Raw genomic sequence first — 11,969 nt, 5'->3', positions numbered from 1 at the left:
CCCTACTTTGCTTATCTGGCTCCGTCACCAGTCATGATGACTTTTAACGTTTTTACCATAATCTTCGTGTCAAGAGAAAATGTCAAGTTTTGAATATACTGTAAATCGTGTGATAATTTTTCACTTGGACTAATTTCATATCCTCCATTTACTTGAGCAAGACCTGTTAGTCCCGGCTTCACCGCCAGCCTTTTTGTAAAGCCCGGAATCGTCCGATGAAACTCAGCGGTAAACATCGGTCTTTCCGGCCGTGGACCTACGATACTCATTTCTCCTTTTAACACGTTAATAAATTGTGGCAGTTCATCAATTCTTGTTTTTCGGATGAATGCCCCCACTTTGGTGACACGTGGGTCATTTTTTTGCGCCCATTTCGCTCCTCCGCTTTCTGCGTCGGTTCTCATCGATCTGAGCTTCCATAATTTAAAGTAAACACCGTCTTTCCCGACCCTTTCCTGCATATAAAAGGCTGGCCCTGGTGTTTCTAACTTAATCAAGAGGGCAAACAGCAAAATGATTGGCGTACTTAACATCAATCCGATGAACGAGAACAATAAGTCTATGAAACGTTTTGCAAATAAATAACGAACCATATGTTCTGTTAAGGCAAAAGAATGGTTTCGTCTCACTTCAAATTCTCTGTAAAGATTCATCGCCTTCTCTGCGCTCACTGACCTGCACCTCACCCTTCAAATAGTTGTTGTGTAAAGAGATGTTCTATGAAAGTCAGTTTAGCAGAGAAACATTAAGCAGATGTAAATGGGATGTTAATTCTTGTAAAAGTGTGTTAAGAATAAGCACTTATATCAAGTTATGCCCTTTTCAACGTAAAAAAGACCCGCTTTATGGTATGATCCCCTCTAAGTAGACAGTGTAAAAAGCCAAATTTTCATAATCGGCTGTTACACTATACTTGGAGGGGATTTTTTATAGCGAGAAAAGAACAACTTTTTCAACACTATACGAAAGACTTTAAGATGAAAGCCGTGAAATGTATGAAGAAGGAAACAGAAGCTATCACTCATTATCTAAAGAATTAGGTCTCAGAAGTTCAACTCAGCTAAAAAATTGGGACAGGAAATATCGTGAGGGACAATCTTTTGAAGATCAACGAGGAAAAATACAAAGTCAGAAAATCCTTTTAGTGGATGTCCTAAGTCTATCTTTAAAAGTGTGGAAGAAGAAAGAGATTATTTAAAGGCACAGGTAAGCGTTATCCAAATCTTCACGGGGAGGACGGATTTTGAAGACTGCACGGTTTGAAGTTGTTCACGAATTAAAGACCCTTTATCTGTTGACATGGCTGGTGTATCCATGGCGTAAGAATCAAGGGTTTGAATCGAATTATTTTTCTCTCATCTCAAAACACTTCACAAGAGCATAGAAGATTACATTCAATTCTATAATCACGATCCATTCCAGAAAAAATTAAACCAGTGTGCTCCGATAGAATACCGTCACACACTGGCTACTTAGGCTTTTTATATGTGTCTACTTGACAGGGATTAGACCATTCTGCGGGTCTTTTCTTTATTTTGCCTTTACAGATTCAATTGTTTTAAGTCGTAGTGTTCCGTTTGCATCTTTTGTATAAGTCACTTTCACTTTTGATTCTTCTTTTAGGCTGTTCACTTGTTTTGAAAATGAATTTCCGAATGAAATGGCTACTTCTTTCCCATCAATATTGACAGCAATTGTGTGTCCATCAGCCAAACCGACAAAAGTGCCTTCTTTTGTGATTTCTTTACTTGAGCTTTCTTTTGAATCTTCATTGGATTGCCCTGCTTGATCCTCTGTTTGAGCAGTTGTTTCTTTGCTTTGATCGTCTGCTTTTTCATTTGTAGACTTATCTTCAACTGTTTCATCTGATACATTTTCTTTGTCAGTAGTTTCTTTTTTGCTGTTATCCGTATTGTCGCTTGATTGATTAGTTGTGCCGCACGCTGTAAGCATGACACCTAGAAGAAAGACTAGAAACGGCATCGTGATTATTTTTTTCAATATCGTCACCTCTTCATAATTTGTCGATTTGCTGTTATCGAAAACACGTTAAAAATCTACTCTCTATGTTTCAATTATAACAAAAATAACCTGAAATGAATGTATATTGAACTTGACACATAAACAGTCTTTTCATTTTGAATCAAAGTAAGTCGAAACACCAGATGCAATCCAGAGGTAAGCTGATCTTTCGCAGCAGAAGATTTATATATTTTGCATCAAATGGGCTTGTGTTAAAGCTAGGCTCCAGCAATATGCTTGGTCTGCACGCTTAGGGAGAGCACGAATAATAAAGACAGCTGATATCTTATGAAGGCAACACCCTTAGTATGACCACTTCATGTACTATTGATAAAAAAAGGCTGCCGAGAGACGTTCTCGAGCAGCCTAAGAGGAGTATCTTAACCACCCCTCATATTTTTTCTTATCTAAAATAACCTGAAACGCCGCTTGAAATACCAGCCGCTAATTTATCTTTATAAGTAGCAGATTTCAAAATATTTGAATCGACTGGACTGGAAACAAAACCAGTTTCAAGCAAGACACTTGGCATCTTTGAATACTTAATGACATAGAAGCCAGCTGTTTTCACACCGCGGTCTCTTGTGCCTAATGCACTGACCATTTTAGGCTGGATGTTTTGCGCAAGCTTTAAGCTGTTTGCAGATTCATATGTTGCGTCATAATACGTTTCTGTTCCATTTGCGCTGCTGTTATCATGTGCGTTCGCATGGACACTAATAAAGATATCTGCTTTCGCAGAAGCACCTTTACTTACTCGTGTTTCAAGACTGTCAAATGTATCAGATGTACGTGACATGACTGGTAGTGCCCCAGCACTAGTCAATTTTGTATTTAGACGCTTAGCAACATCAAGGGTCACGTTTTTCTCAAGAAGACCGTATCCAATAGCACCAGAGTCTTGACCTCCATGACCAGGGTCAATAAAAACTGTTTTTCCAACGACTGGATTTTTCAATTGGGAAGTCACAGTATTCGTCACAGTAGATGTACCACCTAGAACACTAAATGAAGTGATCTTCTTTGAACCAATGATTTTTCTCGTTGCATTCGGTAATGTTTTTTCATTCGTGAAAATAAAGGCTTTACCCTGCTTGGCAGCAATACTAGCTCCTGAAGCGGCATCAGCGTATGCAAAACCATTACTAATATACGTATTACTTGTACTCATATTGTATTTCGTCACAATATTTGCAGCCACTTCATAACGATTTGCCCCACCAATTCTTTCAGGTGAAGGTAGTTTAGAATATGCTGATTTATTTACACTAGACTCTCCACCAACCACAATGGTCTTTTTAACTCCTCTGCTTTTAATCACCGCTGAGGTTTCCGAACGTAAATCTTTATCGTTTGTTAATAAGATTGGATAGCCTTGTTTTGCAGCATAAGGTGCAATGGCAACTGCATCTGCATAAGCAAAGCCATTTGCTACAACAGCCGTACTAGAGCTTTTCATTTGCTTTGCAATATTTGCTGCTAAATCATATCGATTATTACCACTAATACGATTTACTGAAATACCCATCGCCTTTAGCTGAGTTGTCACTTTGCTAGAGACACTCTTTGTTCCACCGAGAATAATCACATTCTTTGTCTTTAGATCTTGAAGACCTTTTTTTGTATCTGCAGATAAACTGCTACTGTTTGTAAAAAGAACAGGTGCATTTTTTTGATACGCATAAGGAACCGCACTTAAAGCGTCCGCATATGCTTCTTTACCTACAAGAACAACCGTACTCGATGTTGTCCAGCCTTTTTTCGCCGCATTCACCGCAACAACATAACGGTTTTTTCCATCAATTCTTGTGACTGAATTGTCAGCAAGTGCAGATGGAAGAAACAAAAACATTGTTACTACACTCAAAAATACAACTTTTATAATAGAGCGCACAGTTTATAACCTCCTTTGATGTTTTAATTCGTTGTTAACTTTGCACCCGGATAATAGAATGACAAAATACTTGAATATGAGGTTCCTGATTCAGCTCTCTCTTTCGCTCCATATTGACTCATTCCAACTCCATGACCATATCCTTTTCCTGAGATGGTAAAATCATTGGTGTTATTCTTCACTGAAGCATACGTGCTTTTTAAATTAGTCGCACCAAGTATTGATCTAAATTCAGTCATTTTAAAACTAAGTTTCGCTGATTTATTCATACTATAAGAACCCGTTTTATTTTTTAAGTGATAACTGATTTCCATAGAGGCTGTTTTTGCTCTCTGCCCTTTTGTTTTACCTGAAAAGGAGATGCTTGAAATTGTAGCTATCTTGATGTCTGAAGCCGAAGTTTCTTTATTTTTTAGAATCCAGCTCTTCAATCCTGTCAACTGACTCGCATTTGTTTCTGTTGTCTTACTCCACCAAGATGCTGGTTCTGCTGTGCTAAGCGATCTACTCAATTGTGTTTTTGATAGTTTAAGTGTCCAAGCATTCACTGGATCTTTTGTATCTGTTTTTGCTACTAAATAAGGAGATGCACTTGACCACACTTCGTCACTCGCCTCAGTGTAGCCTCCATTACTAGAATAGTAGGTAGCAGAAATCAGTTTATTATTATATTTTAGTACCTTACCTTTTGTAGCATCTACAGCTTTCGTAGAGTTTGTATACCAGTTGTATCCACCATATACTTGGAATGCTGTTGTATCTGGCACAACCTTCCCAATACTGTTCACAGAATATGTACGTGCTGCAACAGCCTGCGCTTTTAATGCCTCAACATGCCAGCTTGCTGGCATTTCATTCGGTACAACCCCTTTAAGATAATCTTCAAAAGGGATATTTTCATTTGTTGGGCGAATATAGCCTGATTCTACAGCAAAGTTCATTTCCCCCAAATATGCTTTCCCAGCAACTCGAATGACATTACTGGTTGAATAATTCTCTGGAACAATTCTTACTGAGGATCCAAACGTCTTAATGCCCTGGATAGAAATTTTTCCGTTGGAAACATTCAATTGATAATCCTTATTATTCTTCAAATAAAATTCATTTGATAATTTTTTTTGTAAACTTGTTGAAATGGATTTTGTTCCGCCAGACAATTGAAACGAGTTCGTCCCCTGTTTTTGCACAACTGATGTAACAGGTGATGTTAGACTATTTTCTTTTACAAGGACCATAGGACTGTTATTTTTGGCTGCTAAAAGCGAAAATGTAATAGCATCTGTAAAGATAGAACCATTTGCTAGGTATAGCTTATTAGCATCCATGTTTAACTCATTTACAATATTTGCTGAGACCTCATATCTATTAGCTCCACCGATTCTTTTAACTGTGGACGTTTTTTTGATTTGAGATTCAACTTTTTTGCTAACACTCTTTTCTCCACCAACAATGGTGACTTTACTTGGAAGCTTATAAGTTGGTAAGCTATCTTTCTTCGTTAACAGAATAGGATAGCCGTTTCTTGCAGCGTATGGTGTTATTGAAGCACTGTCAGTAAAAATGCTTCCTGTCGCCACTATAGCTTGACTATAGTTCCCCATCTCTTTTGCTATATTTTGTGAAACGTCATAACGTGATTTACCACTGATCCTGTTGATCTTCCCATATTTCTTCAGTGTTTTCTCTGTTGCTGAAGAAACACTTGTTGTTCCACCGATAATCAGGATATTGTCAGGATTCATCTTTTTAATTTGCTCTTCAGTTGTTTTTGTTAATGTTTCAGCATTCGTATATAAAATAGGTGCATTCAACTTATAAGCTAAAGGTGTAGCGGAAATTGCATCTGCAAACGCATCACGATTTACAATGACAATTGTAGATGGATTTTTCCAACCTGCTGAAGCAATATTATTGGCTACCTCATAACGGTTCTTACCATCATATCGAGCCATTGAAGATACATTTGTACCAGTCACTTTGTATAAGCCGGATGATGATATGTTAAAGCTCGTTTTATTTCCAACATAGTTTGATAATTTCACAGAAATTGTTGAGCTTGTCGCTGAAGCATCTTTTGGGATGAATACAAGTAAAAGTAAGATGAACATTGTGAAAGTTAGACTGATTTTTTTCAATTTAATGATCCCACCATCTCTCTATTGAACTTTTTTCATTTCTTGAATTTCCTTTTGACCACTGTCATTTAGAATGTAAAAAATGTCTACATTATCTCCTGGTTGAAATTTATTCAATACTTCATTGAAGTTTTCAGTAAATTCAAAACTCAAAGTAACATTTGACTTTTTCACTTCAATTGTATGAGAGTCTGCCATTCCTACATAATTGGCTGTTTCCTTTAACGTTTGAGAAGTTGAACTGCTTGTCTTCTTTTCTTCTAAGGACTGCTCAGCCGTTCCACATGCTGTGAGCACGATACCCAGTAGTAGTATTAAGAACGGTAAAACGATGATTTTCTTCATTTTTTTCACCTCATGTTTTTATATCGTCTTATAACTTAATATTTTAAGGTAAATTTAAGGTTTTTTGAAACCTTTTTTTTGTTCCAACGTCTATATCTAGGTTGAGGGTAAAAAAATAACTTGTTTATCAAGATTCGTAAACCTATAATCATGGAAGAATCATAGAAAAGGTGAGGGACATTATGAGAGCTGAGAGAAAAAGAAAAAAGAAAAAGGTTCTTTGGATTGTTTTATCAATTATTGGCTTATTCGTATTAGCAACTGGCGGATATGCATATCATCTTTGGAACACAGCAGCATCAACCGTCGCAGGCATTCAGGAGAATTTAAAGAAGTCGGATAAACGTGACAAAGATGTCGATTTAAGCAAAAAAGACCCGATCTCAATTTTAGTGATGGGTGTCGATGAAAGAAAGAATGACCGTGGCCGTGCAGATACATTAATATATATGACAGTCAACCCGAAAAATAAAACAACAGAAATGGTCAGTATCCCGCGTGATACCTATACAAAGATTGTCGGGAAAGGCACAATGGATAAAATCAATCACTCCTATGCTTTTGGCGGTACACAAATGGCAGCAGATACAGTAGAAGAATTGCTTGATGTACCTGTGGATTACTTTGTTAAAGTAAACATGGAAAGCTTTAAAGATATTGTCGATACGCTTGGCGGCATTACCGTAAATAGCACGTTTGCTTTCAACTATGACGGCCATTCATTTGGTACAGGTGAAATTAACCTTAACGGGGATCAAGCACTTGCCTATACAAGAATGAGAAAGCAAGATCCAAAAGGGGATTTTGGCCGCCAGCAAAGACAGCGCCAAGTCATTGAAGGCATCATTGCGAAGGGTGCCAACATTTCGTCTATTACAAAATTCGGCGATATGTTCAAAGTCGTTGAAAACAACATGAAAACAAACATGTCCTTTGACGATATGTGGACCATGATGAATGATTATCGCGATGCAAGAAAGCGTGTCAAACAGCATGAATTAAAAGGAACGGGCACACGAATCAGTAACATTTATTATTATCAGCTTGATGATAGCAGTTTAGCGAAAGTAAAGAAGGAATTGAAGGATAGTTTGGAGCAGTAAAAAAGAAGACTACATTATTGTAGGCTTCTCAAACCGTAGACAGAGGGCTAAGATGTTGTTTTAGCCCTTTGTCTTCTTTTTTATGATGTAAATGGGACTGGCTTTTCTTCACTGAATCCAAAACAATGAAGGAGCTCTTGGACGATTCGTTTCGACGCTTGTCCATCACCATATGGATTAGAAGACTTCGACATTTTGTCGTACTCTTGCTGGTTTTCTAGCAGCTCTCTTGCCATTTGGTAAATAGTGTCTTCATCTGTCCCTGCGAGCTTGAGCGTACCAGCTTTCACGCCTTCTGGACGTTCTGTTGTATCACGCAGTACAAGAACTGGTTTCCCTAAAGATGGCGCCTCCTCTTGAACACCTCCTGAATCCGTTAAAATAAAGTGTGAGGCAGCAGCAAAGTTATGGAAATCAACCACTTCAAGCGGCTCAATTAAGTGCACACGATCAAGATCACTGAATTCCGTCTGTGCCGCATCACGAACGGCAGGATTTAAGTGAACAGGATATACGACCTGAACATCTTCAAACTCTTCTACAACTCGTCTAATCGCTCTAAACATGTTTTTCATTGGTTCGCCAAGATTCTCCCTGCGGTGAGCTGTTAACAAGATCATTTTATCTGTGCCGATTTTCTCTAGAATTGGATGCTGATACTGGTCTGTGACAGTTGTTTGCAGAGCATCAATAGCGGTATTTCCTGTCACAAAAATAGTTTCTTCTTTTTTATTTTCTATTAAAAGATTCTGCTTCGCTTCATGTGTAGGCGCAAAATGAATATCAGCAATGTTTCCAGTCATTTGGCGGTTCAATTCCTCTGGGAATGGTGAATACTTATTGTGTGTTCTTAAGCCTGCCTCGACATGACCAACTGAAATTTGGTGATAAAAAGCAGCCAAACTTCCCGCAAAGGTTGTCGTTGTGTCTCCATGAACAAGCACAATATCAGGCTTCTCCTCTTTGAATAATTGATCTAATTTCAACAGTGCATTTGATGTGATTTCAGATAATGTTTGACGTTCTTTCATAATATTTAAATCGTGATCGGGCTTGATAACAAAGGCTTTCAGCACTTGATCAAGCATTTCTCTATGCTGAGCTGTTACAGTTACAACTGAATTTATTTGTGGGTGTTTATTAAGTTCAAGAACAAGTGGAGCCATTTTGATCGCTTCAGGTCTCGTACCGAAAATAGTCATTACATTTAGTTTTTTCACTTGTTTATGCCTCTTTCCTTCTCAATTATCGTATGTTGTTCATTATACAAAAGAATAGAATCGAATCCTAATCATTCTATTCGGTAATCTTTACATCGCCTTTACTCTTTTCAACATGAATATTTACACAAGTTCTTTACAAATAGGTTTTAAATCAGCTCATGCATTTTTCGTAAACCATTTGTCATTTCTATCATTTGTAAGTTACACTTTATGAAAGATGAAAAATGAAATCAAATCATTTTTTCTATATGTAAGGAAGGTGCAAAATTCATTGAAAAAAGTACGTAAAGCCATTATACCTGCTGCAGGTCTTGGGACACGTTTCCTCCCTGCAACAAAGGCCATGCCTAAAGAAATGCTACCAATCGTTGATAAACCAACCATTCAATATATCATTGAAGAAGCTGTTGAATCAGGAATTGAAGACATTATTATTGTGACTGGAAAAGGGAAAAGAGCCATCGAGGACCATTTTGATTTTGCGCCAGAACTAGAGCGCAACCTAGAGGAAAAAGGAAAGAGCGAGCTTTTAGAAAAGGTGAGAAAGTCCTCTAATATTGCTGACATTCATTACATACGTCAAAAGGAACCTAAAGGACTTGGACACGCCGTTTGGTGCGCCCGTAACTTTATCGGCGATGAACCTTTTGCTGTTTTACTAGGCGACGACATTGTTCAAGCCGAAACACCTGGCCTTCGCCAGCTAATGGATGAATATGAAAAAACACTTTCATCTGTGATCGGCGTTCAGCAGGTAGCAGACAGCGATACGCATCGCTACGGGATCATTGACCCTCTTACCCAAGAAGGACGCCGCTACCAAGTAAAAAACTTTGTTGAAAAGCCGCCGCAAGGAACAGCACCATCAAATTTAGCCATATTAGGGCGCTACATTTTCACGCCAGAGATCTTTATGTACCTTGATCAACAAGAGATTGGTGCAGGCGGAGAAATTCAACTGACAGATGCCATTCAAAAGCTAAATGACATTCAGCGCGTATTTGCCTATGATTTTGAAGGAAAACGATATGATGTCGGCGAAAAGCAAGGTTTCATCGAAACGACGCTAGAGTTTGCCCTTCAGGATGAAGAGTTGAAAAGGAAACTGATTCCATTTATGAAACAGCTTCTTGAAAAAGAAGAAGTCAAATGAAAAAAGCTACCGACATTGGTCTTACCCCTGTCAAGTAGACACATATAAAAAGCCTAAGTAGCCAGTGTGTGACGGTATTCTACCGGAGCACACTGGTTTAATGTTTTCTGGAATCGATCGTGATTATAGAATTGAATGTAATCTTCTATGCTCTTGTGAAGTGTTTTGAGATGAGAGAAAAATAATTCGATTCAAACCCTTTGATTCTTACGCCATGGATACACCAGCCATGTCAACGAATAAAGGCTCTTTAATTCATGAACAGCTTCAAACCGTGCAGTCTTCAAAATCCGTCCTCCCCGTGAAGATTTGGATAACGCTTACCTGTGCCTTTAAATAATCTCTTTCTTCTTCCACACTTTTAAAGATAGGCTTAGGATTATAATGTTACAGCCGATTATGAATATTGGGCTTTTTACACTTTCTACTTAGAGGGGATCATATCAGATAATATCACATCGTGCAGCTTTTCATTTTATTTGATTGCTGAAATGGTCAGTGTATGCTGTTCATTATCAATGACGAACAGTTTGTTTTCGCCCTTTACTGCGAATTTCGTTTGTTTCTCATTCATCCAGACATTCTGTTCTGTTAGCCCCAGTGCTGAAGGAGAAATTGGCATGATCTCACGGAACACAATCGCATTCGCCTGCTCATTTTGAATCACATAATCGGTTTTCTCAGTTGTCAGTCGCTCAATGGTTTCACCTTGTTCACTTTTGACCGAGCTCAGCGTTTGCATTCTTTGTTTAAGCACAGATTCCTCTTTCCCAAGAAAAGAAAGCAAGTACTCGTACGAACCTGCTGATGCGGGTGATAAGTAGGAATTGAACTGTTCTGGTCCAATGGATAATGGCTTCAATTTATCTGCGTTTTGAAGCGCACCAGGTTTCACAAAATACGTCTCTGTCGCTGTTTTGATTTGAACGGTTTGTTTATTTTCAGCCACAGCCTGTACCGCTTGTCCAAAAGGTAGAGAGACATCTGCCTTTTTCTCCATGGCTTGATCTTTATAAACCGTCATTGGATCTGCCGTGACAACAGCCTGCTGATCAACCTTTTTCATATCAGACGCACCCTTCTTCTCAGGGCTCGTTGACTGAGGCGCCTCTGTTTTATCTGATGAAATGACACCAAATGTCGCCAGCGTACGAAGCGGACGATCCGAAAACATAGAAAGGGCAAGCAAGATGGTCAAGACCGCTAAAATTGTCACTTGAAACGCTGGTCCCAAAAATGAACGTCGTTTCCGGTTCTCATTATAACGAGAGAACTTTTCAGTCTTTTGTACACCTTTTCGACCTTCCTTGTGTTCCAATTGATATTCTTTTTTCTCTTTTTTGGACAGCTTGTTAAACCAATCAACAAACTCTTTGTATTCTTTCACGACCTTTTTTGTATCATCAAACATCCGAAGCTCGCCATAATGCATCCAAGCGACCCGGTCACAGATTTTTTGAATTTGGCTAATGGAGTGACTGACAAAAAAGATCGTTTTTCCTTGTTCTTTAAATTCTGTGATACGATCCACACATTTTTGATAGAAGGTTTGGTCACCAACAGACAACGCTTCATCAATAATGAGGATATCTGGATCAATATGTGCTGAAATGGCAAATCCTAGACGGGACTTCATCCCGCTTGAATAGCTCTTTACAGGCTGATCGATAAAGTCGCCAATATCTGCAAACTCGACGATTTTTTCATAAAGATCGTCTATCTCCTTGTTCGTCAGCCCCATCATTAAGCACTTTAATCGAATGTTGTCTTTACCGCTTAATTGATTGTTCAGACCTGCCGCAATGGCAATTAACGAAGGCTGGCCGTCCATCTCAATTTCACCACTTGTCGGGGGAATAATTTTCGCTAGAAGGTTCGACATGGTTGATTTTCCAGACCCGTTGATCCCAACAACACCAATCGTCTCACCTTCATATACATCAAAGGACACATCACGAACAGCAAAGAAACCTTTATTATTTTTATTAGGAAAAAACAGTCCCTTGATTTTATCTGACTGCTTTTTATATAGAAAGTACTGCTTGGATACGTTTCGAAACGAAACCTTTAGTTTCATCGTATAATCTCCTTACT

At 38.5% G+C, this 11,969-nt stretch carries 11 protein-coding genes; 3 read left to right on the top strand and 8 right to left on the bottom strand.

The window, feature by feature from the left end; all coding sequences use genetic code 11:
• Window positions 1–11: 11 nt before the first annotated feature.
• A complete protein-coding gene (locus WAX46_RS05980) occupies window positions 12–671 on the bottom strand; it encodes a sugar transferase (protein ID WP_336493497.1) in 660 nt (219 codons plus the stop codon).
• A gap of 667 nt (window positions 672–1,338) precedes the next feature.
• Here WAX46_RS05980 and WAX46_RS15780 point away from each other — a divergent pair.
• A complete protein-coding gene (locus WAX46_RS15780; RefSeq protein WP_226567754.1) occupies window positions 1,339–1,476 on the top strand; it encodes an IS3 family transposase in 138 nt (45 codons plus the stop codon).
• A 54-nt stretch (window positions 1,477–1,530) separates the two neighbouring features.
• Here WAX46_RS15780 and WAX46_RS05975 read toward each other — a convergent pair whose 3' ends face one another.
• The 4 genes from WAX46_RS05975 to WAX46_RS05960 form a co-directional block, all read right to left on the bottom strand.
• The gene (locus tag WAX46_RS05975; RefSeq protein WP_226567727.1) at window positions 1,531–2,010 is read right to left on the bottom strand and encodes a hypothetical protein; all 480 of its coding nucleotides are present in this window, start codon (window positions 2,008–2,010) and stop codon (window positions 1,531–1,533) included.
• A gap of 415 nt (window positions 2,011–2,425) precedes the next feature.
• Window positions 2,426–3,916 (bottom strand): N-acetylmuramoyl-L-alanine amidase, encoded by a 1,491-nt coding sequence (locus WAX46_RS05970; protein WP_336493496.1) that lies wholly within the window; start codon window positions 3,914–3,916, stop codon window positions 2,426–2,428.
• 23 nt (window positions 3,917–3,939) lie between these two features.
• A complete protein-coding gene (locus WAX46_RS05965) occupies window positions 3,940–6,051 on the bottom strand; it encodes a SpoIID/LytB domain-containing protein (RefSeq protein ID WP_376776424.1) in 2,112 nt (703 codons plus the stop codon).
• Window positions 6,052–6,072: 21 nt separating this feature from the next.
• A complete protein-coding gene (locus WAX46_RS05960) occupies window positions 6,073–6,396 on the bottom strand; it encodes a LytA (RefSeq protein ID WP_226567729.1) in 324 nt (107 codons plus the stop codon).
• 182 nt (window positions 6,397–6,578) lie between these two features.
• On the opposite strand from WAX46_RS05960, the gene tagU reads away from it, so the two are divergent.
• Complete coding sequence (gene tagU / locus WAX46_RS05955) at window positions 6,579–7,499, top strand: polyisoprenyl-teichoic acid--peptidoglycan teichoic acid transferase TagU (RefSeq protein WP_226567730.1); 921 nt, start codon at window positions 6,579–6,581, stop codon at window positions 7,497–7,499.
• A gap of 80 nt (window positions 7,500–7,579) precedes the next feature.
• On the opposite strand, the gene wecB is transcribed toward tagU, so the two are convergent.
• On the bottom strand, window positions 7,580–8,719 hold the full coding sequence (gene wecB, locus WAX46_RS05950; protein WP_226567731.1) for a non-hydrolyzing UDP-N-acetylglucosamine 2-epimerase: 1,140 nt from the start codon (window positions 8,717–8,719) through the stop codon (window positions 7,580–7,582).
• 274 nt (window positions 8,720–8,993) lie between these two features.
• On the opposite strand from wecB, the gene galU reads away from it, so the two are divergent.
• Window positions 8,994–9,875: a UTP--glucose-1-phosphate uridylyltransferase GalU gene (gene galU, locus WAX46_RS05945; RefSeq protein ID WP_226567732.1), complete on the top strand. Its 882-nt coding sequence runs from the start codon at window positions 8,994–8,996 to the stop codon at window positions 9,873–9,875.
• Window positions 9,876–9,928: 53 nt separating this feature from the next.
• On the opposite strand, the gene WAX46_RS05940 is transcribed toward galU, so the two are convergent.
• Together WAX46_RS05940 and tagH are read right to left on the bottom strand one after the other, a co-directional pair.
• Complete coding sequence (locus tag WAX46_RS05940; RefSeq protein WP_312887862.1) at window positions 9,929–10,066, bottom strand: IS3 family transposase; 138 nt, start codon at window positions 10,064–10,066, stop codon at window positions 9,929–9,931.
• Window positions 10,067–10,350: 284 nt separating this feature from the next.
• Window positions 10,351–11,952 carry a teichoic acids export ABC transporter ATP-binding subunit TagH gene (gene tagH / locus WAX46_RS05935; protein ID WP_226567733.1) on the bottom strand — a complete coding sequence of 534 codons (1,602 nt, stop codon included), beginning with the start codon at window positions 11,950–11,952 and terminating at the stop codon, window positions 10,351–10,353.
• Window positions 11,953–11,969 lie beyond the last annotated feature (17 nt).

The sequence above is a fragment of the Bacillus sp. FJAT-53060 genome (assembly GCF_037104745.1).
Taxonomy (GTDB): domain Bacteria; phylum Bacillota; class Bacilli; order Bacillales; family Bacillaceae; genus Bacillus; species Bacillus stratosphericus_B.
This window is presented reverse-complemented; position numbering and strand designations above follow the sequence as displayed.